The sequence below is a fragment of the Arthrobacter sp. B10-11 genome (assembly GCF_033142195.1).
GTDB classification, from domain to species: Bacteria; Actinomycetota; Actinomycetes; order Actinomycetales; family Micrococcaceae; genus Arthrobacter; species Arthrobacter oryzae_C.
Window position 1 is genome coordinate 284,330 of record NZ_JAWMTH010000001.1, and the last position, 24,053, is coordinate 308,382.

21 protein-coding genes are annotated in these 24,053 nt (G+C 66.4%); 13 read left to right on the top strand and 8 right to left on the bottom strand.

Going from position 1 to position 24,053, the window contains the following annotated elements; all coding sequences use genetic code 11:
• Positions 1-244: 244 nt before the first annotated feature.
• The 6 genes from RW112_RS01405 (at position 245) to RW112_RS01430 (ending at position 9,464) form a co-directional block, all read left to right on the top strand.
• The gene (locus RW112_RS01405; protein WP_317780093.1) at positions 245-919 is read left to right on the top strand and encodes a fasciclin domain-containing protein; all 675 of its coding nucleotides are present in this window, start codon (positions 245-247) and stop codon (positions 917-919) included.
• Between the two features lie 211 nt (positions 920-1,130).
• The gene (locus tag RW112_RS01410; protein WP_317780094.1) at positions 1,131-2,801 is read left to right on the top strand and encodes an ABC transporter substrate-binding protein; all 1,671 of its coding nucleotides are present in this window, start codon (positions 1,131-1,133) and stop codon (positions 2,799-2,801) included.
• A gap of 79 nt (positions 2,802-2,880) precedes the next feature.
• Entirely contained in the window at positions 2,881-4,386 is a 1,506-nt protein-coding gene (locus tag RW112_RS01415; protein ID WP_317780095.1) for a malate:quinone oxidoreductase, read from the top strand.
• 68 nt (positions 4,387-4,454) lie between these two features.
• Complete coding sequence (locus RW112_RS01420; protein WP_317780096.1) at positions 4,455-7,688, top strand: efflux RND transporter permease subunit; 3,234 nt, start codon at positions 4,455-4,457, stop codon at positions 7,686-7,688.
• Positions 7,689-7,878: 190 nt separating this feature from the next.
• Positions 7,879-9,003, top strand: a complete 1,125-nt coding sequence (locus tag RW112_RS01425; protein ID WP_317780097.1) for an LLM class flavin-dependent oxidoreductase — start codon at positions 7,879-7,881, stop codon at positions 9,001-9,003.
• A complete protein-coding gene (locus RW112_RS01430; RefSeq protein ID WP_305941427.1) occupies positions 9,003-9,464 on the top strand; it encodes a MarR family winged helix-turn-helix transcriptional regulator in 462 nt (153 codons plus the stop codon). The genes RW112_RS01425 and RW112_RS01430 overlap by 1 nt, the downstream gene beginning before the upstream one ends.
• 10 nt (positions 9,465-9,474) lie before the next feature.
• Here the strand turns inward: RW112_RS01430 and RW112_RS01435 are convergent, their stop codons facing one another.
• Together RW112_RS01435 and RW112_RS01440 are read right to left on the bottom strand one after the other, a co-directional pair.
• On the bottom strand, positions 9,475-10,281 hold the full coding sequence (locus RW112_RS01435) for a transglutaminase family protein (RefSeq protein WP_317780098.1): 807 nt from the start codon (positions 10,279-10,281) through the stop codon (positions 9,475-9,477).
• Positions 10,282-10,356: 75 nt separating this feature from the next.
• A complete protein-coding gene (locus RW112_RS01440; RefSeq protein ID WP_317780099.1) occupies positions 10,357-11,181 on the bottom strand; it encodes a hypothetical protein in 825 nt (274 codons plus the stop codon).
• Positions 11,182-11,279: 98 nt separating this feature from the next.
• Here RW112_RS01440 and RW112_RS01445 point away from each other — a divergent pair, with 98 nt between their 5' ends.
• From RW112_RS01445 to RW112_RS01455, 3 genes are all read left to right on the top strand, one after another.
• Positions 11,280-11,942 carry a DUF1684 domain-containing protein gene (locus tag RW112_RS01445; protein WP_317780100.1) on the top strand — a complete coding sequence of 221 codons (663 nt, stop codon included), beginning with the start codon at positions 11,280-11,282 and terminating at the stop codon, positions 11,940-11,942.
• A 72-nt stretch (positions 11,943-12,014) separates the two neighbouring features.
• The gene (locus RW112_RS01450) at positions 12,015-12,845 is read left to right on the top strand and encodes a fumarylacetoacetate hydrolase family protein (protein WP_317780806.1); all 831 of its coding nucleotides are present in this window, start codon (positions 12,015-12,017) and stop codon (positions 12,843-12,845) included.
• 35 nt (positions 12,846-12,880) lie between these two features.
• Positions 12,881-13,414, top strand: coding sequence for a GtrA family protein (locus RW112_RS01455; protein WP_317780101.1), 534 nt, complete (start codon positions 12,881-12,883; stop codon positions 13,412-13,414).
• Between the two features lie 68 nt (positions 13,415-13,482).
• On the opposite strand, the gene RW112_RS01460 is transcribed toward RW112_RS01455, so the two are convergent.
• The 6 genes from RW112_RS01460 to RW112_RS01485 form a co-directional block, all read right to left on the bottom strand.
• Complete coding sequence (locus RW112_RS01460) at positions 13,483-14,628, bottom strand: cysteine desulfurase family protein (protein WP_317780102.1); 1,146 nt, start codon at positions 14,626-14,628, stop codon at positions 13,483-13,485.
• Positions 14,629-14,635: 7 nt separating this feature from the next.
• Positions 14,636-15,580, bottom strand: a complete 945-nt coding sequence (gene nadC, locus RW112_RS01465; RefSeq protein WP_317780103.1) for a carboxylating nicotinate-nucleotide diphosphorylase — start codon at positions 15,578-15,580, stop codon at positions 14,636-14,638.
• On the bottom strand, positions 15,577-17,316 hold the full coding sequence (locus RW112_RS01470) for an L-aspartate oxidase (protein ID WP_317780104.1): 1,740 nt from the start codon (positions 17,314-17,316) through the stop codon (positions 15,577-15,579). Before RW112_RS01470 ends, nadC begins: the two co-directional genes overlap by 4 nt.
• Positions 17,313-18,626, bottom strand: coding sequence for a quinolinate synthase NadA (nadA, locus tag RW112_RS01475; RefSeq protein WP_317780105.1), 1,314 nt, complete (start codon positions 18,624-18,626; stop codon positions 17,313-17,315). Before nadA ends, RW112_RS01470 begins: the two co-directional genes overlap by 4 nt.
• Entirely contained in the window at positions 18,623-19,333 is a 711-nt protein-coding gene (locus RW112_RS01480; RefSeq protein WP_317780106.1) for an NUDIX hydrolase, read from the bottom strand. The genes nadA and RW112_RS01480 overlap by 4 nt, the downstream gene beginning before the upstream one ends.
• Before the next feature lie 144 nt (positions 19,334-19,477).
• A complete protein-coding gene (locus RW112_RS01485; protein WP_317780107.1) occupies positions 19,478-19,948 on the bottom strand; it encodes an Lrp/AsnC family transcriptional regulator in 471 nt (156 codons plus the stop codon).
• A 171-nt stretch (positions 19,949-20,119) separates the two neighbouring features.
• Here RW112_RS01485 and RW112_RS01490 point away from each other — a divergent pair, with 171 nt between their 5' ends.
• The 4 genes from RW112_RS01490 to RW112_RS01505 all read left to right on the top strand — a co-directional run bounded on the left by RW112_RS01490 (position 20,120) and on the right by RW112_RS01505 (position 24,052).
• Positions 20,120-21,505: an amino acid permease gene (locus tag RW112_RS01490; protein ID WP_317780108.1), complete on the top strand. Its 1,386-nt coding sequence runs from the start codon at positions 20,120-20,122 to the stop codon at positions 21,503-21,505.
• A gap of 223 nt (positions 21,506-21,728) precedes the next feature.
• Positions 21,729-22,685 carry a thiamine pyrophosphate-dependent enzyme gene (locus tag RW112_RS01495; RefSeq protein WP_317780807.1) on the top strand — a complete coding sequence of 319 codons (957 nt, stop codon included), beginning with the start codon at positions 21,729-21,731 and terminating at the stop codon, positions 22,683-22,685.
• Positions 22,678-23,730 carry an alpha-ketoacid dehydrogenase subunit beta gene (locus tag RW112_RS01500; RefSeq protein ID WP_317780109.1) on the top strand — a complete coding sequence of 351 codons (1,053 nt, stop codon included), beginning with the start codon at positions 22,678-22,680 and terminating at the stop codon, positions 23,728-23,730. The genes RW112_RS01495 and RW112_RS01500 overlap by 8 nt, the downstream gene beginning before the upstream one ends.
• The gene (locus RW112_RS01505; protein WP_043482513.1) at positions 23,723-24,052 is read left to right on the top strand and encodes a biotin/lipoyl-containing protein; all 330 of its coding nucleotides are present in this window, start codon (positions 23,723-23,725) and stop codon (positions 24,050-24,052) included. The genes RW112_RS01500 and RW112_RS01505 overlap by 8 nt, the downstream gene beginning before the upstream one ends.
• Position 24,053 lies beyond the last annotated feature (1 nt).

Below are 24,053 nucleotides of genomic sequence, written 5' to 3' on the forward strand. Positions count from 1 at the left end.
GCATAAACCTCGGAATCCCGGGCCTCACGGTCCGGGATTCCGGCGTTTAACGTCGCTGCCCCGGCGCCAGAAAGCTCCGCGAAAAAAGATTCTCCCGGTTCACCCATCCATTGCTGCCGAACTGCCGAATACCCATTGAGACACCAACCAAGGGTCGGTGCCCCACAGTCGTAATTCAGCCGGCGCAGTGTTCGCAAAAGTCGTTCGCCGCAGGCAATGATCGACACTAACAAGGAGAATCGAAATGCAGTCATTCAAGCGCACGACTTTCACCGTTGCAGGTGTTGCAGCTGCAGCACTGCTGAGCCTGACGGCATGCGGCGGCTCATCCACGACCGCGACCAGCTCCTCGGCGCCGGCTTCCACGCCGTCCGCTTCGAGCATGGCGCCGTCACCGTCGGCCAGCTCCTCGGCGGCCATGGATCCGGCCGCCAACCTGGTTGGCCCGGGCTGTGCAGGTTACGCCGAGCAGGTACCCGACGGCGCCGGTTCGGTAGCCGGCATGGCCCTCGACCCCGTCGCGGTGGCCGCCTCCAACAACCCGCTGCTGAAGACCCTGACGGCTGCGGTGTCCGGCCAGCTCAACCCGAAGGTTGACCTGGTGGACACCCTGAACGGCAGCGAATTCACGGTCTTCGCACCGGTGGATGATGCGTTCGCCAAGATCGACGCCGCCACCATCGAAACGCTCAAGACCGACGACGCCCTGCTGAGCAAGATCCTGACCTACCACGTGGTTCCGGGCCAGATCACCCCCGACAACATTGTGGGCACCCACAAGACCGTCCAGGGCGGCTCGGTCACCGTGACCGGCACGAAGGATGCGCTGAAGGCCGATGACGCCAGCGTCATTTGCGGCGGCGTCCAGACGGCCAACGCCACGGTCTACCTGGTGGACTCCGTCCTGATGCCGAAATAGTCATCCGTGAACGCTCCTGATACGGCTCCAGCCTGACTCCCTGGACCGACCTGGAGAAAAGGAGGCCCGCACCGTCCGGTGCGGGCCTCCTTTTTGCTCCTGCTCCGAACGTCCGCTACTTCACCTTCGGCGGACGTTCAGGATCGGTCAATTAGACTGGGGACCGGCCCGCTGTCCGCGGGCCTCCCTGCCGTCCAGAGGTGATCATCGAGTGCCCAGCAGTAAATCGCGCCGCATTGCAGCCAGTATCGGTGCAGGGGTCCTGTCGCTGCTTCTGGCCTCATGCACAGGCACGCCGGCTCCGGCGCCGGCGTCTTCTGCGGCAACTGCCAGCACGCCTGCCACCCCGACGGCGACGTTCACGTTCGGCACCGCGGCCCAGCCGCTGGGCCTCGATCCCGCCCTGGCCTCCGACACGGAGTCCTACCGGATCACCCGGCAGATCCTTGAAGGCCTCGTCGGAGTGGACCAGACCACCGGACTGCCCACTCCCCTGCTCGCCACCGAGTGGGCCGAGTCGAACGAGGGCCGCGCCTACACCTTCAAGCTCCGTGAGGGCGTCACCTTCCAGGACGGCTCGACCTTCGATGCCGCAGCTGTCTGCACCAACTTCAACCGATGGTTCAATTTCCCGGAGAGCCTCCGGAAGCAGGCCCCCGGCACATCGTTCAAGAGTGTCTTCAAAGCACACGCCGACCAGGCATCCCTGTCCATCTACAAGGGCTGCACGGCCCTCTCCGCGGGGAATGTCCGGATCGACCTCACGCAGCCGTTCACCGGATTCCTCCAGGCGCTGACGCTCCCGGCCTTCGCCATGTCCTCCCCGACGGCCATGGCCGCGCAGGAAGCGGACAGCCTCAGCCAGGCCCGTGACGGCCAGCCCGTGTCTGCCTACGCCCTGCACCCCGTCGGCACGGGCCCCTACCGCTTCGCCGCGTGGGAAGACTCCAGCGTCAAGCTGGTCAGCAACGAGGACTACTGGGGTGACAAGGGCCAGATCGGCACCATCAACTTCGTCACCTACGATCATCCGCAGTCCAGGCTCCAGGCCCTCCTCGACGGAAAGATCGACGGTTACGACGCCGTCACCGTGGGCAACTTTGATCAGCTCGTCAAACGCGGACAGCAAATCATCCAGCGCGACCCGTTCTCAGTGATGTATCTCGGCATGAACCAGGAAGTGCCCATCCTGCAGAACATCAAGGTGCGCCAGGCGGTCGAGCTGGCCGTGGACAAGGACACGCTGATCCGGCGGTTCTTCATCGACAACACCGCCCAGGCAACCCAGTTCGTCCCGCCCAAGCTCAGCGGGTTCAACAACAACGCCCCGTCCCTGGGCCACGATCCGGCCAAAGCCAAAGCGCTGCTGGAGGAGGCAGGGTACAAGGGCGAGGAACTCAAGTTCTACTACCCCCTCAACGTCACCAGGCCGTACCTCCCCACGCCTGAAAAGGTGTACGCGGAGCTCAGTAAGCAACTGACCGCCGTCGGCCTTAACATCAAGCCGGTTCCGGTGGACTGGTCGGACGGGTACCTGCAGAAAGTGCAGTCTCCCGGGGACCATGCCCTGCACCTGCTGGGCTGGAACGGTTCCTACTCCGATCCGGACAACTTCGTGGGCCCCCTCTTTGGCGAGAAGACCGGCGAATTCGGCTACCAGGATCCGCAGGTCTTTTCGAAGATCGCGCGGGCACGGGGCCTGCCGGAGGGCGAAGAACGGACCGAGCAGTACCGCACCATCAATGCCCAGATTGCCGCATCCGTACCTGCCGTGCCCATCGCCTATCCCATCTCCGCCCTCGCGCTCTCCGACCGGGTGCTGAAGTACCCGGCGTCACCGGTATTAAACGAGGTTTTCACAAAAGTGGAGCTAAAACCTTGACGGACTGCCCCAATTTCAGTTAGTAGGGTGCTCGGGGATATTCTGTGACAGCCAGAGCCGCTGCTATCGGAGACTGATTGTGACTTTCATATCCAAGACCCAACATGCCGACGTCGTCCTGATTGGCGGCGGCATCATGAGCGCCACGCTGGGTGCGTTCATCAAGCAGCTCGAACCGAACTGGACCATCTCGCTGTTCGAACGGCTCGACGAAGCCGGCCTGGAAAGCTCAGGCCCGTGGAACAACGCAGGAACCGGCCACGCCGCCCTGTGCGAACTTAATTACTCTCCCGCAGCCAAAGACGGCTCGGTTGATCCTGCCAAGGCACTGCACATCAACGAGCAGTTCCAGCTGTCCCGCCAGTTCTGGTCCCACCTGGTCAGCAATTCCCTCATCGGCTCCCCCAAGGGCTTCATCAACACGGTCCCGCACATGAGTTTCGTGATCGGGGATGCCAACGCGGACTTCCTGAAGACCCGGTATGAGGCTCTGAAGCCGAACACCCTCTTCCGCTCCATGGAGTACTCCGAAGACCACGCCCAGATCGCCAAGTGGGCGCCGCTGATCGTCAAAGGCCGCGATCCCAAGCAAAGGATTGCCGCCACCCGCGCGGCCGAGGGAACCGACGTCGACTTCGGCGCCCTGACCCGCGAGCTGACCGGTTACCTCGGCAACAACGGTGTGGAGATCAACTACGGCCACGACGTCAACGGCATCCGCCGCGCCCCGGGCGGCGGATGGGACCTCACGCTCAAGCACAAGAAGTCCGGAGAACACGGCAGCATCCGCGCGAAGTTCGTGTTCGTCGGCGCCGGCGGCGGTGCGCTGCATCTGCTGCAGGCCTCCGGAATTCCGGAGAGCAAGGGCTATGGAGGGTTCCCGGTCTCCGGGCAGTTCTTCCGCTGCACCGACGAGGCCCTCGCCGCCCGGCACAGCGCCAAGGTCTACGGCCAGGCCTCCGTGGGCGCTCCGCCCATGTCAGTTCCGCACCTCGACACCCGTTACGTCGACGGCAAGCGTTCGCTGCTGTTCGGCCCGTACGCCGGATTCTCCACGAATTTCCTGAAGAACGGCTCGTACCTGGACCTGCCGCTGTCGATCCGGCCAAGCAACATCATCCCGATGCTGGCCGTCGCGAAGGACAACATGGACCTGACCGCTTACCTGGTCAAGGAAGTGGCCAAGCGCCACGGCGACAAGGTGGAGGCCCTGCGCGAGTACTACCCCGAAGCAAAAGACGGTGATTGGGAACTCATTACGGCCGGCCAGCGTGTTCAGATCATCAAGAAGGATCCGAAGAAGGGCGGTGTGCTCCAGTTCGGCACCGAGGTGATCGCCGCCCGCGACGGTTCCATCGGTGCACTGCTCGGCGCTTCCCCCGGCGCTTCCACCGCAGTTCCCATCATGATCGAGCTCCTGCAGAAGTCCTTCCCCAAGGACTTCAAGGGCTGGCAGTCCAAGCTCAAGGAAATGATGCCCGGCTATGGCGTCAAGCTCAACGACAACCCGGAGCTGGCCGCCCGGCTGGAAGCGGAAACTGCCAGGACGCTCCAACTGGAAGCAGTGGACGCACCCTCCAGCTGACGCCCTGATCGGGTTACGGCAGGTCCACCCCCCACCACAAGACCGTCAACCCATCAGGAGACAATGAGATGTACCGGCTGGCAAAGCTTTCGCTGGCAAACAGGGCCCTGATCGCGCTGATCACTGTCTTCGCGTCGGTGTTCGGCGTGATCACCATGTCCTCCCTGAAGCAGGAACTCATTCCCTCCATTGAGTTTCCGCAAATCACGGTCATCTCGGCCATGCCCGGGGCGTCGCCGGAGGTCGTGGACAAGCAGGTGAGCGGGCCCCTCGAGACTGCACTGAACGGCGTCGAGGGGCTCGAGTCGACGTCGTCCACCTCCCGCACGGGCGTTTCGCAGATCACCATGGTGTTCACGTACGGTTCCAACCTGGACCGGGCACGGAACCAGATCGACCGCGCCATTTCCAACGCCAAGCGGACACTGCCCGACGACGTCCAGCCGCAGGCCATCGCCGGCAGCATCAGCGATTTCCCCATCGTGTTCCTGGCGGTCTCCTCCGACAAGCCGCTCAGCGAGCTGAACGCCGACCTGCAGCGGCTCAGTGTTCCCCGCCTGCAGAAACTCGACGGCGTGAGGGGCGCCGACGTCACCGGCGGCGCCACCCAGCACATCCAGATCCTTCCCCGCCCCGAGGCCATGGCAGCCAAGGGTGCCACCATCCAGTCCATCAGCAACGCGTTGAAAAACAACGGTGCGCTGGTTCCGGCCGGCACCATCGAGGAGCAGGGCAAAACGCTCTCACTGCAGATCGGCAGCCCGGTGGATTCCCTGGACGCCGTCAAGGCCCTGCCTCTCGGCGGCGCCAAGGACGCCGCAACCATCGGCAGCGTGGCCGATGTCAGCATCAAGGACGACGCGCGGACGTCCATCACCCGGACGAATGGCAAGGAAACGCTTGCCCTCTCCGTGACGAAGAAGCCCGAAGGCGACACCGTGGCCATCTCGCATGCGGTGAAGGATTCCATCGGCCAGCTTGAGGCGGAGCTTGGATCCAATGCGAAGTTCACTCCGGTGTTTGACCAGGCCCCGTTTATCGAGAAGTCCATCAAGGACCTCACCACGGAGGGCCTGCTGGGCCTGGGGTTTGCCGTGGCCGTGATCCTGGTGTTCCTGATGTCCGTGCGGTCCACGCTGGTAACCGCCGTCTCCATCCCGCTGTCCCTGCTCATTACCTTCATCGGGCTCTCCGCCACGGGGTACTCGCTGAACATCCTGACCCTTGGAGCACTCACCATCGCGATCGGACGCGTGGTGGACGACTCGATTGTGGTCATCGAGAACATTAAGCGCCACCTCAGCTACGGCGAGACCAAGCTCTCGGCCATCCTCACGTCCATCCGTGAGGTGGCCGGCGCCATCACGGCGTCCACCCTGACAACCGTCGCTGTGTTCCTTCCGATCGCCTTTGTCGGGGAGCTGGCCGGTGAGCTGTTCAGGCCGTTCGCCCTGACGGTGACCATCGCCCTGCTTTCGTCGCTGCTGGTGTCCCTCACCATCGTTCCCGTCCTTGCCTACTGGTTCCTGAAGACACCGGCCGGCAGCGCGGGTGCCGCGCTTTCGGCAGAGGCCGCCCGGGAAGCCGCCGCCAGGGCCCATGAGAAGGAGCAACGGAGCCTGCTCCAGCGCGGCTACCTGCCCATCCTCAACAAAACACAGAAACATCCGGTGGTGACGCTCATCGCCGCAGTCCTGGTGCTGGGCGGGACGGCGGCGATGACACCATTGCTCGCCACCGACCTCCTGGGCCGCTCCGGCGAGAACAGCATGACGGTCCGCCAGGTCCTGCCGGCCGGAACCAGCCTCGCGGACACCAGCGCGGCAGCAGTGAAAGTCGAGGAAGTCCTGAGGGACATCGACGGCATCAAGGACGTCCAGGTCACATCGGGGAACGCGCAGACGGGGTTCACTGCCCTGACCTCCAGCGGCGCCTCCAACTCCTCGTTCACCGTGGTCACCGAGGAGAAGGCCAACCAGGCACGGCTCCAGGAAACCGTCCGCGGCGAACTGGCCAAAATCAGTGACGCCGGCAAGATCTCCGTAGGCTCCCAGCAGGGCGGCTTCGGCACCACGTCCACCGTGGACATCACCTTGAAGGCGGCCAACTCCGCAGACCTCAGGGCCGCGAGCGATGCCATGGTCAAGGCCATGGAGGGCGTACCCGGCAGCACCGAAGTTGCCACCAACCTGGCAGCAAGCCAGCCCGTGGTGCAGGTCAAGGTGGACCGCGCCAAGGCCGTCGCCGCCGGCCTGAACGAAGAGCAGGTGGCCGGCGTCCTGGCGTCCACCATCAGCCCGGTGCCGGCAGGAACGGTGCGGATCGACACCAATGACTTCCCGGTCCAGATCGGCGAGGGCACCCGCTTCACCAGCGTCAGCGCCGTGCGGAACATCCCGCTGCCGACGTCGAGCGGTGCCGTGACGCTCGGCAGCATCGCCTCCGTGGAGCAGGTGGACATCCCGGTTTCCATCACCGCCAGCAACGGGCAGCGGACCGCGCGCGTCTCGGTGACGCCGTCGGGCGCCAACCTGGGCGCCGTGAGCACCGAGGTGCAGAACCGGCTCAAGGCCGTTGACCTCCCGGCCGGCGTCACGGCGGAGATCGGCGGCGCCACCACGCAGCAAACCGAGTCGTTCCAGCAACTGGGCCTGGCCCTGCTGGCCGCCATCGCCATTGTGTACGTGATCATGGTGGCGGCATTCAAGTCCCTCATCCAGCCGCTCATCCTGCTGGTCTCCGTTCCGTTCGCCGCCACGGGGGCCATCGCTTTGCTCCTGGTAACCCGGGTGCCGCTAGGCCTGCCGTCGCTGATCGGCATGCTGATGCTGGTGGGCATCGTGGTGACCAACGCCATCGTCCTGATCGACCTCATCAACCAGTACCGGACGCCGCGGGCCGGCATCCCCGGGGTGAACCCGGCCGGAATGAACGTGGCCGATGCCATCACCCACGGTGCGCGCCAGCGTCTCCGCCCGATCCTGATGACCGCCCTGGCCACCGTGTTCGCGCTGACGCCCATGGCCCTGGGCCTGACCGGCGGCGGCGGATTCATCTCCCAGCCGCTGGCCATCGTGGTGATCGGCGGCCTGATCTCCTCGACGGCGCTGACGCTGGTCCTGGTGCCGGTCCTCTACCGGCTGGTGGAAGGGCGCCGGGAGAAGAAAGCCCTGCTCCGCGCGATGCACGAACGTCCCGACTTCGGTCCGCCGGAGGACGTCGACGCAGAGTTCCGTGACTGGACAACGGGCATCGTGCCCAAGGTGTCCGGCCGGCGGGCTGCGGCCGGCGAGCCTGAATAGCACGAGGACCTGGACACCTGCAGTGCCCGTGCCACCCGGTGGCACGGGCACTGTTGTCTTAACCCGCTGCTTGACCGGACGGGAATATCCTGGCGTGCCGAACGTTACATCCCCTGATAGATGCAAATGCATGTAAATCGGCTATAGTGGAACAAGACCCGGAGAAGTTCGGACAACGGAAAGGCACATCATGCAAATCGGCGTATTCAGTGTCAGTGATATCACGACTGACCCCACCACCGGCCGGACCCCCACGGAGCACGAGCGCATCAAAGCCTCCGTGGCCATCGCCAGGAAGGTCGAAGAGATCGGCATGGACGTCTACGCCATCGGCGAGCACCACAACCGTCCCTTCTTCTCTTCCTCCCCCACCACCACACTGGCCTATATCGCGGCGCAGACGGAACGCATCATCCTGTCCACCGCCACCACGCTGATCACCACCAACGACCCCGTAAAGATCGCTGAAGACTTCGCGATGCTCCAGCACCTGGCGGACGGCCGTGTGGACCTGGTGATGGGCCGCGGCAACACGGCGCCGGTCTACCCCTGGTTCGGCAAGAACATCCAGGACGGCATCGAGCTGGCAATCGAGAACTATAGCCTGCTGCGCCGGCTCTGGGACGAAGACACCGTGAACTGGTCCGGCAAGCACCGCACGCCGCTGCAGAACTTCACCTCCACCCCGCGTCCGCTCGACGGCGTGGCCCCCTTCGTCTGGCACGGCTCCATCCGTTCCCCGCAGATTGCCGAAGTGGCCGCGTACTACGGCGACGGCTTCTTTGCGAACAACATCTTCTGGCCCAAGGAGCACTACCAGCAGCTGATCGGCCTCTACCGCGAACGCTACGAGCACTACGGCCACGGCAAGGCCGACCAGGCGATCGTGGGCCTCGGCGGACAGTTCTTCATGCGCAAGAATTCCCAGGACGCCGTCAAGGAGTTCCGTCCCTACTTCGACAACGCGCCCGTCTACGGCCACGGCCCGTCGCTGGAGGACTTCACCTCGCAGACGCCGCTGACGGTCGGCAGCCCGCAGGAGGTCATCGAGAAGACGCTTACCTTCCGCGAGTACTTCGGCGACTACCAGCGCCAGCTGTTCCTGATCGACCACGCCGGCCTGCCGCTGAAGACCGTGCTGGAACAGCTCGACCTGTTCGGCGAGGAGGTCCTGCCGGTGCTCCGGAAGGAATACGCCGAGAAGACGCCCGCCCATATCCCGGAACCCCCGACGCACGCCGGACGGGTGGCAACCCGGTTGGCCGCCCAGGCCCAGGAGGACTCACTGAGCAAGCCGACAGCGCAGGACGCCTGATGGCCGCGCAGCCCGGCGAGTCACCCGTGCGGCTCGCCGCCGAAACCTGGGAATCGCTGTTCCGCGCACAAGTCGCAGTGATGCGCAGGCTCCAGTCCGGCCCTGCGTTCAAGGCACTTGCCGTCAACGAATACGACGTCCTGTTCACGCTCTCGCGCTGCCCGTCCGGGTGGCTGCGCCTGAACGAATTGAACGACAACGTCCTCCTCAGCCAGTCCAGCCTCAGCAGGCTTGTGGAACGGCTGGAGAAGCGGGGCCTGGTGGAGCGCATGCCAGCGCCCCAGGACGGACGCGGGGTCCTCCTGAAGCTGACCGACGCCGGGCGTGAGCTGCAGAAGCAGATCGGGCGGGAGCACGTACGCGACATCTCCGCCCTGATCACCCCGGCCCTCACCGCCAGCGAACAGCGCGAGCTCCTGCGGCTTACCGAGAAGCTCCGCGGGTCCGTGTCCGGGCGCTAGCGTCCCGGCGTCAGGCCAGCACGACGAGTTTCGCCGGGTCCTCCTCGGGCAGCTGCCCGTCCACCACCGCAGTGACGCGAAGCTCCCGCAGGGACAGGCTTCCACCCACCGTGGACAGGAAGGCCGTGTCCGAGGAGTCCCGGCCCGCGGTGATCCTCAGCATGCTCTCCCGCGGGGCAAGCCCGGTGGGATCGATGACGTGCCAGGCTCCGTTGATATACGCCTCGGCCACGGCGTGGAAATCCATCGGGCTGAGGCCGGGCGCATAGACCGCCACGAGCCTGGCCGGAATGTCCTTTGCGCGCAGCAGGGAAATGGCCAGGTGTGCAAAGTCCCGGCACACGCCGCGGCGGTGGAGGAGGGTCTCCACGGCGCCGTCCGTCCCGCGGGAAGAGCCGCTGACATAACGGAGTTCGCTGAAGACCCAGTTGCGGACGGCGTGCAGGAGCTCTTCGCCCTGGAGGCCGCCGAATTCGGCATAGGCCGTGGGCAGCAGGCGGTCGGACTCCGCGTACCGGCTGGGCCGGACGTACCGGATGAGTTCCATGCGGTTGGGCTCTTCCGGAACCGCCAGCCCGGAAACTGTGGCCGTGTAGTCCACGGTCACTTCGGTGGGCTCCGCGAACTCCATGTAGTGGAACCGGCCGCCGTGGTGGTCGTACAGCTCCGTCACCGGCACCGGGTCCGCCCCGGAAGTCACCGACAGCGTTTCCGCCAGTGACGAATAACCCTCATTCCTGGCGACGGCAACAGCCAGTGCGACTTTGGTTTCAGCTGCGGTCTTGAAGACGAGGCGGGCGGCCACGCTGCGTTCCATGTATCTCCGGGGTGTGGGGTGGTTGCAGAACAGTCCACGGTGCCGGCCGGTTGGGTTTACGGGCCGGGTGCGGGACTAACTTTTGATCTCCAGAGACATTAGCATCCGCTGGACGTTCGCGAATTCGGACCCTTCGTTGACATACTTTGCCGCCTGGTCCAGGGTGTCGAAAGCCTTGGCAGGAGCCACTTTCTCATCCGGGGCAAAGGCCTTGAGCGCAGCCAGGTCGCCGAAGGAGACATCGCCCTTGCCTTCGGGGCCGCGGACGATGTTCTGCAGGGCGCAGGCCCTGCCGTCGCTTCCGCCCACAACGTTGGTGATGCCGTAGGAGCCGAAGTACTTGTAGCCCTGGATCACGCGGAATACCACGTGCGGGGTGATCAGGCCGTCGCCCTCACGGTGCGGCAGATCGACGGGAACGCTGCTGACCACCACGTAGGGCTTACGGGCAGCCTCTGCACAGGCCGCAGCCGAGGGCGAAGGCAGGCCGGTTTGCAGCGTCGCGACGTAAGCACCCTTGGCATCCTTCACTTCAACCTTGAGGGCGCCCGGAAGCGTCCCCTGGTCCGGGCTGACAGACTGGGCGATCCAATCCCGGGGCAGCTCAAAGCTGACGTTCTTAGTTGAGTCCGAATAGACCTTCCACGCCGCTGCCGTGGACCCGGCTGACGGGGATTCAGTTCCCGTTCCAGCGGGCCGGGTTCCGCTGGCGGAGGATCCGGGGGTCGCCTCTGGTGCCGAGGTCAGCTGCGCGCCCGCCGTCGAACTGTCCGAGGGGCTGCTGCCCGCCGTCCAGGCGGGCTCGCCCTTGCCGTCGCCGCTGCAACCTGACAACGCTGCCACCGCCACGATGAACGCCGCGCCCAGCCGTGCCCTGCGGGCCATTGCCTTCCCTGTCATGAGGCAAGCGTAGCCGCGCCGCCGCTGCGGCCGCCGCGTTGCGGCCGGAGTGTTGGCATGCGGGGTTTCCCCTCCGTAAAGGGGGCTACGCTGGGGACATGGCGGAACAGCACTTTGACATGGAGCAGGACAGCGTCGCGGACATCTCGGCCCTGGACATTGCCGACTGGCGGATCCGGACCTTCGCCATGTACCAAAACGTACGGAGGATTGCCTTGGACAGCCCCGCGGAGGCGCACTCGTACTGGCGCCAGGAACGCGACCGGATGTTCGGCACCCACCCGGCGTCCGCGCTCACCCCGGCCGCCAAAGCCACGTTCAGTGGCCTCCGCACGGCCGACTACGACCCCATCTACCGTTTCCACGTTCCCCTGACGAAAGAGGGCGCCGGCCGGGAAATGAATGTCGAGACCGGAACCGACGGCGTTGTCAGGTTCGTTCGCCTGGGCACTTTCGACCTGCCCGAGATGGGGCAGCTTGCCGTCTGGAAGCTGCACGGGTACGGCGGCGGCATCTTCGTGCCGTTCCGGGATGCGACGGCGGGACAGCCGGGCGGCAGCTACGGCGCCGGACGGTACCTGCTGGACACGATCAAAGGTGCCTTCCACGGTGTGCTCGGATCGGGGCCCGACGCCGAGTTCATCCTCGACTTCAACTTCGCCTACAACCCCTCCTGCGCCTACAACGAAGCGTGGGCCTGCCCGCTGGCGGGTCCGTCCAACCGGCTTGCAGTGGAAATCCCGGCGGGCGAACTGTACTGACGCGCCCGCGCCGGCAGCCGGCAGCCGGGAGCCGGGAGCCGGGAGCCGGGAGCCGGGACGTAGGATGTCATGATGACACCATCGCACCCCCGCCGGATCGCCCGGGTCCGTCCGCACTCCCCTGCTTCGAAGCAGGAACAGTTCTTCGTAGCCAATGACGCCCGGGACTTCGGCAGCGACGCGGGAAGGCTCTGGACAGTCATCGATACCCCGTTCCCAGGCTCCTGGGCAAATGCCTGCAGTGCACCCCGGAGCGGCTGGCAGCCCGGCTCGGTGGTCGGCGAAGACGCTTTTGCTTTCCTCGCGCCCAGCGTCCCGGCCAATGTCCTGGGCATGGCGCACAACACCGGCCAGGCCGGCCGGGACCTTCCTCCCCAGGCGTTCCACAAGGCAGCCACCAGCGTGGTGGGACCGGGGGACGCCATCGAACTCCCGCCGGGAGTGGGCCAGGTGGACCCGGAAGCGGAACTGACTATCGTCGTCGGACGCCGGTCCCGCGGACTGACGCCGGAGAACGCCCGGGAGGCCATCCTCGGCTTCACCATCGGCAACGACGTCACGGCCCGGGAACTCCAGAAATTGGATGACCTGTGGATCAGCGCCAAGAGCCAGGACACCTTCACTCCCGCCGGACCGTGGATCGTGACCGGCCTGGACAGTGCCGCACTGTCCATCGGCATCGTGCACAACGGCACCGGGCTCCGGGCGGCCAGCTCCGCGGACCTCGGCTGGGGCGTGGACGAAATCCTGGTTTACCTCACGTCCTTCATGACGCTGCACCCCGGCGACCTGGTCCTGACGGGGTTCCCCGCCGAAAGCGCACAGCTGCACCCCGGAGACACCGTCACCTGCCGGGTTGAGGGAATAGGGGAACTGACGAACCCCGTCCGGGAGCCCGCCTGACGGGTTCGGGCGGCACAGTGTGGCAGGCTGGAACGATGGAATCACCTGCTGCGCCCGCCATCCTGCTGCCGCAACAGTCCGAGCCGCAGTCCGGGCCCCGACAGTCCGGGCCCCGAAACGCCGAACGGCGCCCGCCGGCCACAAAGCACCACCGAGGCATCCTTCGCTTCCCCGCCATCCGGCAGCTCCTGCGGTTCACCGGCGTGGGCATCGTGTGCACGCTGACCTCGCTGGCCCTCTACGCACTGCTCCGGCCCTGGCTGGGGTCCCAGCTGGCCAACGCCGCAGCACTCATCATGACGTCGGTAATGAACACGGCCCTGAACCGGCGGCTCACGTTCAAGATCGCCGGACCCGCGAAGGCCGGCAGGGACCACCTGAGCGGACTGGTGGTCATTGTGATCGCGCTGGTGATCACCGGCGGCAGCCTGGGGGTGCTGCACTGGGTCAATCCCGACGCCACCATGTCCGATGAACTGTGGACCACCACACTCTCCGGCTTCCTGGCCACAGCCGTGCGCTTTGCGCTGCTGCGGCACTGGATCTTCCGCCGCGCGCGGCACCGCTGACCCCTGGCTGCTGATCGCGACGGCGGGACTCCAACGGTCGACGCCGGACGGCCCGCGCCGGAATGCGGTTAGCGGATGCCGAGCGCCAGCACGCTTCCCACGGCGTTCCGAACGGCTGCTGCCGCCTCGTGCAGTTCCGCCGCGGTCACCGATGCATCAAAGCTGAACCTGACCGCGGTCTGGGCGACGTCGGCGGGAATGCCCATCGCCAGCAGCACCGGCGAGGCGGCATCCGATCCGGCTGCGCAGGCGGAGCCGCTGGAGCACACCACGCCTTGCCGCTCCAGCTCCAGCAGCACCGATTCCCCGCTGGTTCCCGGGAAGCAGAACGAAGCCACCGAGGGCAGTCGCTCCGCAGGGTGTCCCGTCAGCTGCGCGCCGGGCACTCCGGCCAGCACCTCGCGGATGAAGTCGTCCCGGAGCGCAGCGACGTGCTCCTGGCCGGGGCGGACCAGCGCCAGTGCCGTGGCCAGTGCCACGGCGCCTGCAACATTCTCTGTTCCTGAGCGGCGTCCGCGTTCCTGCCCGCCGCCATGAAGCAGCGGTTCAATGCGGGTGCGGCTCCGCACGTACAGCGCCCCGTTGCCTTTCGGAGCGCCGAGTTTGTGGCCTGAGATGCTCATTGCGTCCACGCCAAGGATCTTCGTGTCCATCGGCAGCCAGCCCGCGGCCTGGACTGCGTCTGTATGGAACGGGATGCCACGTTCACGGCTGAGGGCGGCGAGCTCCCTGATTGGCTGGACCGTTCCCACCTCATTGTTCGCGTACATCACGCTGACCAGTGCGGTTTCCGGGCGGAGGGCAGCCGCGAGTGCCGCGGTGGTGACCTGTCCGAAGCCGTCCACCGGGACGACGTCCACGGCAAAGCCGTGGAACCGTTCGAGGTACCGGGCCGATTCCTCCACGGCGGGGTGTTCGACGGCGCTGATCACCACGCGGTTGAGGGCAGGGTCCGCGGCCTGCCGGGCCAGGGCGATGCCTTTCACAGCGAGGTTGTCAGCTTCCGTGCCGCCGGAGGTGAAGGTGATCTCCGCGGGTCGGCAGTTCAGCGCCCCGGCGGTGGCGGTCCTGGCGCCTGCGAGCGCCGTGGCCGCGGACTCCCCCAGCGAGTGGTGGCTCGACGGGTTTCCGAAGTCGCCGGTGAGGTACGGCCACATGGCCTCCAGCACTTCGCGGCGGACCGGCGTGGTGGCCGCTGCATCCAGGAAGATCATGGCCGGTTCAGCCCACCGTCGGTTCAATGTCCGTCGGATCAATGTCCAGCAGTTCAATGTCAAGGCCCAGGTCGAGGGCGATGACGCTGTGGGTGAGGCCGCCGATGGAAATGACGTCCACGCCGGTGGCGGCGATCGCTGCCACCGTTTCAAGGTTGACGTTGCCGCTGGCTTCCACCCGGGCGCGCCCGTCCACCAGGGCCACGCCTGCGGCCAGGTCCTCGAGCGTGAAGTTGTCCAGCATGATGGTGTCCACTCCGGCGGCGAGTACCGCTTCCACCTGGTCCATCCGGTCCACTTCAACTTCGAAGTGCGTGGTGTGGCCGAGCTGCGCTTTGGCCGCCCTGAGCACCGCGGTGAGTTTCGCCGGGTCTCCGCCCGTGATCACCGCGAGGTGGTTGTCCTTGGCGAGCACGGCGTCGGACAGGCTGAAACGGTGGTTGGCGCCGCCGCCGCAGCGGACCGCGTAGCGCTCCAGCACGCGCAGGCCGGGTGTCGTTTTGCGGGTGTCGGTGATACGGGCTTTGGTTGCCTGGACGAGGTCCACGAATTCGGCAGTCCTGGTGGCGATCGCGCTCATCCGCTGGACCAGGTTCAGTGCCACGCGCTCCGCCAGCAGGACTGCCCGGGCGTTGCCGGTCACTCTGGCCAGCGGCGTACCCGGGCCGAACCTCTGACCGTCTGCCACCAGCAGTTCGACGACGGCGTCCGGGTCCGTGAGCTTCATGGCGGCGGCAAACACGGCTCCCCCGCTGAGGACGCCGGGAACGCGGGCGTTGAGCACCGCCGTCGCCCGCGCGTCCGCCGGGATGAGGACCTGGGAGGTGATGTCGCCGTAGGGGGCGTCCTCGGCGAGCGCAGCGCGCAGCACCCCCAGTACGGCGGCGCCGGGAAGGCTGCCGATAAGTTCGACGGCGGCCACGGCCGGCTTTTCCTGGGCGGTGGTGGTCATGAGGAAATCCTTTGCATCGAATGGGTTGGGGCTGGCGCCGGGTCCGTGTCGGCCCGGTAGTGGGCGCCCACGGATACGGTCCGCTTCCGGGCGGCCGCCACGAGCAGCCGCGCTGCCAGCAACAGATTGCGGTCCTCGTGTTCCCTGGGATCACTGGCTTCAGCGGAGCCGATGGAATCCGCCCAGAGCGCCAACTGGAGTGCCGCAGCATCCAAGTCCGGCCCCGTGCGCAGAACACCGGCAGCACTCGTCATCAACCGCCCCAGAGCCTCGCGGGAGAACACCCCGGCATCAGGCACAGTCATCACAACACCTTCGGGCGTCTCCGCTGAGGCTGCTTCCCCGGCGAAGTCGCGCGACAGGGCTGCGGAAGCGTGCGTCAAGGGGAGGCCGCCCGCGGCCGACACAGCACGCGGAGCAGTGCTGTCGTGCGACACCCAGCCCGGCCCGGGTGAAAGGAAGGCCTCAACGGCGCGCCGCCCGAAGACCAACCCTTCGAGCAGTGAATTGCTGGCCAGCCTGTTGGCACCCTGGGCGCCGGTGCAGGCCACCTCGCCGGCTGCGTAGAGTCCCGGCACGGAGGTCCGTCCGGCCAGGTCCGTAACCACTCCGCCCATCCAGTAGTGGGCCGCCGGGGACACCGGAAGCGGTTCGGCGGTCCAGTCGTAGCCTGCCGCCTTCGTGGCGGCATCGATGGTGGGAAAGCGGCGTGCCAGGAAGCCGGAGCCATTGGCCGCTTCAATCCCCCGGGCGTCCAGGTACACCGGGGTGTCTGCCGGTGCGCCCGTCCGGGCCAGGTGTAGCGCGATGCTGCGGGAGACGACGTCGCGCGGTGCCAGTTCGGCGTCCGGATGGTAGTCCGGCATGAAGCGGCGGCCGTCGGCATCCAGCAGCAGTGCGCCTTCGCCGCGGACGGCTTCGGAGACCAGCAGGGGCGGCGGACCGCCTGCCGTTTCGGGCATGGCCATGGTGGTGGGGTGGAACTGGAAGAACTCGAGGTCGCCCACCGCGGCACCTGCGCGCCAGGCGAGCGCCAGGCCGTCCGCAGTGGCAACCGAGGGATTGCTGGTGCGGGCGAAGATCCTGCCCGCCCCGCCGGTGGCGAGCAGCACGCCGTCGGCAGGCATGCTCCTGGGTTCACCGTTCTGCAGGTACTCCACACCGGTCACCCGGCCATGCGCCGTCGTCAGTTCCGTGACAAACGCGCCGGTTTCAAGGCGCAGTTGGCCGGACACCGCCCGTTCCAGGACGGCGGCAATCAGTCCGCGGGCAATCCGGGCGCCGGTGGCGTCCCCGCCGGCATGCAGGATGCGCGGCGCGGAGTGGGCCGCTTCCAGCCCCAGCGCGGTGTCCCCCCGGGCATTCGCGTCGAAGGTGACTCCGAAGCGCCGCAGCCCGGCGATGTCCTCTGCTGCTTCCGTGCAGAGGACCCGGACGGCGTCGGTGTTGTTCAGTCCCGCGCCGGCTGCCAGTGTGTCGGCAATATGGGCCTCCACGGAGTCGCCGGGGGCGGCCTCGCCGGGTTCCAGCACGGCGGATACGCCGCCCTGTGCATAGAAGGTGTTGCTGTGTTCCAGCTGCCCTTTGCTCAGCAGCACAACCTCAGCCGCCCCGCCCCTTTCGGCGTCTGCCGCCTGGAGCGCTGCGTAGAGTCCGGCGATGCCGCTGCCCACTACCACGAGGCGGCGGAGCGGCTGGCGGCCAGTGCCGCCGGATGCCGTACCGGGCCTGGTCACGGCCGTGCCGCCAGCATCCGCTCCAGGGCCACCCGTGCCGGTGCAGCGACGTCGTGGTCCACGGTGATGCGGTTCAGGGTTTCGCCGTTGACCAGCGCCTCCAGCACCCATGCGAGGTAGCCCGGGTGGATGCGGTACATGGTGGAGCACGGGCAGATCACCGGGTCCAGGCAGAAGATGGTGTGCTGCGGGTACTCCGCCGCCAACCGGTTGACCATGTTGATCTCAGTGCCGATGGCAAACGTGGTGGGCTCGGTGGCAGCGGCGATGGCCTTCTTGATGAAGTCGGTGGACCCGGCGGAGTCTGCGGCGTCCACGACTTCCATGGGGCACTCGGGGTGGACGATCACATTGACGCCGGGGAAGTCGGCGCGGGCCTTTTCGATCTGCCCCACGTTGAAGCGTTTGTGCACCGAGCAGAAGCCGTGCCAGAGGATGACGCGGGAATCGAGCAGGGTCTGTTCGTCGTTGCCGCCGAGGTCCTTGCGCGGGTTCCACATGGGCATCTGTTCCATTGGCACACCCATGGCCTTGGCGGTGTTGCGGCCCAGGTGCTGGTCCGGGAAGAACAGGACGCGCTGGCCCCGCTGGAAGGCCCACTCGAGGACCGTGGCGGCGTTGGAGGACGTGCAGACAATTCCGCCGTGCTCCCCGCAGAAGCCCTTGAGCGCGGCAGAGGAGTTCATGTAGGTGACGGGGATGACCGGAACCCGGCCGTCGGCGTCGGGCTCGGTGCCGTAGAGCTCTTCCAGCTGCTCCCAGCATTCGGTCACGGAGTCGATGTCGGCCATGTCCGCCATCGAGCACCCGGCGGCGAGGTTCGGCAGGATGACCGCCTGGTCCGGCTTAGAGAGGATGTCCGCGGTTTCCGCCATGAAGTGCACGCCGCAGAAGATGATGGCTTCGGCGTCCGGTTTGGTCAGTGCGGCATTGGCCAGCTGGAAGGAGTCGCCCACAAAATCGGCGTACTCAATCACCTCGTCCCGCTGGTAGAAATGCCCGAGGATGACGGCCTTGTCCCCGAGGGCGGCTTTGGCCGCCCGGATGCGGACGTCCAGTTCGGCGTCGCTCGCCTTCTTGTATTCCTCCGGCAGCTGCCCCTGGCGCGGGGTGGCCGCGGGGGCGACGTCCGAGCTGGAAGCACCCGGGCCGTAAGCAGGCACACCGGCAAGGGCCTCGGCGAGGTCGTAGTCCCAGGGCCCGCGTGCCAGCGCCGGGCTGCAGGTCGAAGCGCCTGCTGCGATGGCTGTGGCACTGCTGGCGGCCTGTTCGCGAGTGATCAACTGGATTGCCGTGTTGACGCTGCTCATGGTGTGCTCCTGTTATCTGGGTCAAGGCCGGGGCGGCCGGTAAAGCGGTAGAGGCGGGGAGGGCGGTGTTTTCCGCCCTGCAGGTATTCGCCGGTTTCTTCGATTTCCGGCGTGGACTTGAGCTGGCGGCGGAAGTTCGCCGGATCCAGCTCCCGGTCAAGGACGGCTTCGTAGACCTCCCGGACCTGGGCCAGAGTGAAGTACTCCCCCAGCAGGTGGTAGGCCACCGAACCGTAGGCCAGCTTGTTCCGCAGGCGCCCGAGGGCGTAGTCCACGATGGCGTTGTGGTCGAAGGCCAGGTCTCCCAGGCGGTCGGCCCGGAACCACTTGACGTTTTCGGACTCGTCGGCGAGCGCGGCTTCCGTGGGCTGGACCAGCGCCCAATACACGATGGACACCACGCGCTGCGTCGGGGAGCGGTGCAGGCCGCCGAAGGCGTACAGCTGCTCCAGGTAGTTTGGCGCCAGCCCGGTGGTTTCCCGGAGGTTCCGCGACGCCGCGTCCTGCAGGGATTCAGCGTGGGTCAGCGGCCCTCCGGGCAGCGCCCACAGGTCCTTGAAGGGCTCGCGGATCCGTCGCACCAGCGGTAGCCAGAGCGTTGGGCGCCCGGATTTCTCGCTGGGGCGGAGGGCGAAGATCACCGTGGAGATGGCGAGCGACGGCGGTGCGGACTGCCGCTCGGCAACGTTGAAAGAGCTCGTGTACACGGCGGTTCACCCCGCTTTCCTTGCGCCGATGCGGCGCCCCTGGGCTTCAGCCTGTGGTCCCGTTCGCGGCACCTCGGCTAGTTATAGTCATGATGACTAGAACTAATGGTACGACTGCCGGACGCCTGGGCAAAATGCGGCAGGTCACATTGCGGCGGCGGCCTCGAGCAACGGCAGCGTGCGCCCCTGGAAGTGGGTGTTGAGGACGATCACCGACGAGGACCTCAGCACGGTCTTCGTGGCGATCATGGCGTCCAGGACCCGCTGCAGGTCCGGGTTGGACCGTGCCGCGATCCGCGCCATGAGGTCTGAACTTCCGGAAACTGTGTGAATCTCGATCAGTTCAGGGATGCGGGCCAGCGCCTCCACCACTGCGTCGTGGCCCAGGTCCTGGTTGATGGTAAGCGAGCAGAACGCCACCACCGGGTACCCGAAGCGGGAGGGGTCCGGCTGCGGAACCCATGAACCGATCACCCCGCCGGCCGTCATCCGGTCGAGCCGTGACTGCACCGTGGCACGGGCGATCTTCAGGACCCGCGAGGCTTCGAGTACAGAGGCCCTGGGTGAATCGGTAAAGAATCGGACAATTTTGGCGTCCATTGCGTCCACATTCATCGAATTCCCCTCAGATCCTGCACCTGGCTTACAAATCGCCACATAAAACGGAAATTCATCCGCAAACTGCCACCATGATCTCACGGAAGCTGCGCGGAAGGGCCGGTTCGGGACGGTAAATTCAATATGTCCCAAAAGGACCAACCACCGACCACAAGAAGGTTCGCAAGCATGACGATGAAGTCCACCGCAGAGCGCCCATCCACTTCGCTCGGCCACAGCATGAAACCCCGCCAGCTCACCATGATGGGGCTGGGAAGCGCCATCGGGGCCGGACTCTTCCTCGGCTCGGGAGCGGGCGTCCAGGCCGCCGGACCGGCCGTGCTGATCTCCTACCTCGTGGCCGGCACCCTCATCATCCTGGTGATGTGGGCCCTGGGCGAGATGGCCGCCGCCAATCCGAACAGCGGCGCGTTCTCCGTCTACGCGGAAAAGGCCATGGGCCGGACTGCCGGCGCAACAGTGGGGTGGCTGTGGTGGCTGCAGCTGGTGGTGGTCATCGCCGCTGAAGCCCTCGGCGCGGCAGGCCTTCTGTTCACGGTCTGGCCGGTAGTGCCCGTCTGGGTCATGGCACTGGTGTTCATGGCCCTCTTCACCGCCATCAACCTGGCCGGCGTCAACAACTTCGGCGAATTCGAGTTCTGGTTCGCCATCCTCAAGGTGGCAGCAATCCTGATGTTCCTGGGCATCGGCACAGCCCTGCTCCTTGGCCTGCTGCCTGACGTACCAAGCCCGGGCCTGAGCAACATCACCAACAGCTTCGCCCCGGCAGGCCTCGGCGGAATTGCCACCGCACTCTTCGTGGTGATCTTCGCCTTTGGCGGCACCGAGATCGTCAGCGTTGCCGCCGCCGAGACCGAGAACCCCCGCCACAGCGTGGGCCAGGCGATTCGCACGGTGCTGTGGCGGATCCTGGTGTTCTACATCGGCTCCGTCTTTGTCATTGCCGCCGTTCTCCCGGCGACCTCCGAATCCCTGGCCTCGCCGTTCGCCGGCGTCCTTGACGCCGCCCGGATCCCGGGAGCGGGCACCGCCATCACCCTGGTGGCCGTCGTCGCGCTGCTGTCCGCCCTCAACGCAAACCTGTACGGCGCCTCCCGCATGATTTACTCCCTGGCCGGACGCGGCGAAGCACCGGGCTTTCTGTCAAAGCTGAACAAAGCCAGGGTGCCCATGGTTGCCGTAGGAGTGTCAGTTGCCTTCGGCTTCCTGGCCGCCGTCCTGGAGCTCCTGTTCCCTGAACAGATCCTGCCGGCGCTCTTCCAGCTGGTGGGCTCAACCTGCCTCATGGTCTGGGGCTCCGCCCTGGTCTCCCAGTTGATCCTGCGCCGCAGGGCGGACCGCGAAGGCACCGAGCTTCCGCTGCGGATGAAGGGCTTCCCGGGCCTGACAATCTTCGGGCTGGTCCTCCTGGCACTGATCTTCGCCGTGGGCTTCAGCAGCCCCGAGAGTAGCCGCCAGCTGGTGAGCACCATTGTCCTGGTCGCCGCCATTGCCGCGGCCTGCCGGATCGGCGCCAAGGTGTCAGCGTCACGGCAGGATAGAGCGGCAAAGTAGGCACCAAGCCGAACAAATTGCTAAGCACCACGGCTCCACACGTGGCAGCTTCCTACAATCTGGCCGGTGAAAAGTGAGCTGATTGCCTAGGCTTGTGCGGGTGACTAGGGTCACAATCATGGACATCTCGCCTTTACCGTTCAGCGGCACCGACGCCGGGCAACTGTCGGGACCACTTCCCGAACCCCTGTCCGCCGAGCAGCTCCGCGAACTGTATTCGCTGATGGTGGCCGTCCGGCATCTGGACACCTCAGCCATCGCCTGGCAGCGGCAGGGGCTCATCCCCGGCTACGCCCCCGAACTCGGCCAGGAGGCCGCCCAGGTGGGAAGCGGCTACGCCGTGGACACGGCACGCGACTTCGTCTTCCCCACCTACCGCGAAATGGGCGTGGCCCGGGCCCTCGGAGTGGACATGGTGGCGTACATGTCCACCCACAAGGCCACGTGGCATGGCGGGCTCTACAACCCGCTGGAGTCCCGTCTGGCTCCGATCCAGGCCGTGGTTGGCGGGTCTGTGCTCCATGCGGTGGGCTGGGCGCACGGGCAGACGCTGGACCAGAAGGACGGCGTGGCCATGACGTACTTCGGCGACGGCGCGTCGTCCCAGGGCGATATCCATGAGGCCATGAACTTCGCAGCCGTCATGAAGGCTCCCGTCGTCTTTTTCGTACAGAACAACGGCTGGGCCATCTCGGTCCCCACGGAGCGCCAGGTGGCCGGCGGATCCGTGGCGGCCCGCGCCGCCGGCTACGGGATCCCGGCCCTGCGGATCGACGGGAACGACGTCGTGGCCGTGGTCGAGGCGACCCGGCGCGCGTTCGCGCACGCCCGCGCCGGCCACGGCCCGGCACTCATCGAGGCCATGACCTACCGCCGCGGCCCGCACTCCACCTCCGACGATCCGGGACGGTACCGCTCGCTCAACGACGAGCGCAACGACGCCGGGGAAGACCCGCTTGAGCGGTTCCGGAAGCGGCTGCTCGCCGACGGGGTCGCCGACGAGGCCTTCTTTGCCGAAGCCCTGGCAGCCGCCAAGGCCGAAGAAGAACTCCTCCGCGCCGGTGTCCGGGAACTCGGGTACCGGCCCGGCCACGAAATGTTCGACCTGGTCTTCCAGGAAACCACCCCTGCGCTGCAGGCCCAGGCCGCCAACTGGCGCGAGGAGTCCGAACATGTCTAATGCAACCCTTGAGAGCGGGGCCGCCATGGCCGACGGAACTCCACGCCACGGCGTTGAACAGCTTTCCATGCAGCAGGCACTCAACCGTGCCCTGGATGAGGTGCTGGCTGAAAACCCGAAAACGCTGGTCTTCGGTGAGGACTGCGGACGGCTGGGCGGCGTGTTCCGCGTTACGGACGGCCTCCAGGCGAAGCACGGCAGCGGCCGGGTGTTTGACACCCCCCTGGCCGAATCAGGAATCCTGGGTATGTCCGTGGGCCTGGCGATGGCCGGCTTCCACCCCATCCCCGAGGTCCAGTTCGACGGCTTCGCCTACCCGGCGATCAACCAGATCGTCTGCCAGATCGCACGGATGAACTACCGCAGCCGCGGCACCCTGCCGATGCCCATCACACTGCGGGTTCCCAGCTTCGGCGGCATCCGAGCCCCCGAACACCACGGCGAAAGCCTGGAGGCGCTCTTTGCGCACGTTCCGGGACTCAAGGTGGTCTCGCCGTCGAACCCGCACGAGGCCTACCACCTGCTCAAGTACGCAGCCACGCGGCCGGACCCGGTGATCTTCATGGAGCCGAAGTCGCGGTACTGGCAAAAGGGCGAGGTGGACCTCGCCAATGCCGAGGCCGACGGCGGCTCCCCCACCGGCGCGAAGGTCATGCGTGAAGGCCGCCACCTGACCCTCGTCGCGTGGGGGGCGATGGTGGCGCGCTGCCTGCAGGTGGCAGAGCTCGCCGCCGAGGACGGAATCGACGTCGAGGTCCTGGACCTTCGCTGGCTCAAGCCGATCGACGAAGCCGCCCTGGCGGCGTCCGTGCGGAAGACGCGGCGCGCCGTCGTCGTCCATGAGGCGCCGCTGACCTCCGGCCTCGGCGCCGAGGTGGCCCAACTGATTACCCGGGCCTGCTTCGACACGCTCAAGGCACCCGTGGAGCGCGTCACCGGCTTCGACGTCCCCTATCCATCCGGGGACCTTGAAGACGAATACATCCCGAACGTGGACCGGATCCTCTTTGGCATCCAGCGAGTATTGGAGTACCGCCGTGGCTGAAATTTCCTTCCCGCTTCCCGACCTCGGCGAGGGCCTCATCGAGGCGACCGTGCTGGAATGGCTGGTTTCACCCGGTGACCAGGTGGAACGGAACCAGCCCCTCGTTGAGGTTGAAACCACTAAATCCGCTGTTGAACTGCCCAGTCCGCAGGCAGGTAAAGTGGTGCGTATCCACGGCGGGCCCGGTGACAAGATCAATGTCGGCGAGCCCTTGATTGTGTTTGAGGTGCCGGACAACACTGCCGGCATCGTGGGCACGGTCCCGAAGGAAGAGGCACCGAAGCGCCGGGTCCGCCTGAGCGCCGTACTTGATGAGGACTGAC

Coding starts and splice junctions, on each gene's coding strand:
- RW112_RS01500 (WP_317780109.1), top strand. CDS start 22,678: ATGTCTAATGCAACCCTTGAGAGCGGGGCCGCCATGGCCGACGGAACT.
- RW112_RS01495 (WP_317780807.1), top strand. CDS start 21,729: ATGGTGGCCGTCCGGCATCTGGACACCTCAGCCATCGCCTGGCAGCGG.
- RW112_RS01430 (WP_305941427.1), top strand. CDS start 9,003: ATGGCCGCGCAGCCCGGCGAGTCACCCGTGCGGCTCGCCGCCGAAACC.
- RW112_RS01455 (WP_317780101.1), top strand. CDS start 12,881: ATGGAATCACCTGCTGCGCCCGCCATCCTGCTGCCGCAACAGTCCGAG.
- RW112_RS01460 (WP_317780102.1), bottom strand. CDS start 14,628: ATGATCTTCCTGGATGCAGCGGCCACCACGCCGGTCCGCCGCGAAGTG.
- RW112_RS01425 (WP_317780097.1), top strand. CDS start 7,879: ATGCAAATCGGCGTATTCAGTGTCAGTGATATCACGACTGACCCCACC.
- RW112_RS01440 (WP_317780099.1), bottom strand. CDS start 11,181: ATGACAGGGAAGGCAATGGCCCGCAGGGCACGGCTGGGCGCGGCGTTC.
- RW112_RS01490 (WP_317780108.1), top strand. CDS start 20,120: ATGACGATGAAGTCCACCGCAGAGCGCCCATCCACTTCGCTCGGCCAC.
- RW112_RS01485 (WP_317780107.1), bottom strand. CDS start 19,948: ATGAATGTGGACGCAATGGACGCCAAAATTGTCCGATTCTTTACCGAT.
- RW112_RS01420 (WP_317780096.1), top strand. CDS start 4,455: ATGTACCGGCTGGCAAAGCTTTCGCTGGCAAACAGGGCCCTGATCGCG.
- RW112_RS01445 (WP_317780100.1), top strand. CDS start 11,280: ATGGCGGAACAGCACTTTGACATGGAGCAGGACAGCGTCGCGGACATC.
- RW112_RS01435 (WP_317780098.1), bottom strand. CDS start 10,281: ATGGAACGCAGCGTGGCCGCCCGCCTCGTCTTCAAGACCGCAGCTGAA.
- RW112_RS01450 (WP_317780806.1), top strand. CDS start 12,015: ATGACACCATCGCACCCCCGCCGGATCGCCCGGGTCCGTCCGCACTCC.
- nadC (WP_317780103.1), bottom strand. CDS start 15,580: ATGACCACCACCGCCCAGGAAAAGCCGGCCGTGGCCGCCGTCGAACTT.
- nadA (WP_317780105.1), bottom strand. CDS start 18,626: ATGAGCAGCGTCAACACGGCAATCCAGTTGATCACTCGCGAACAGGCC.
- RW112_RS01405 (WP_317780093.1), top strand. CDS start 245: ATGCAGTCATTCAAGCGCACGACTTTCACCGTTGCAGGTGTTGCAGCT.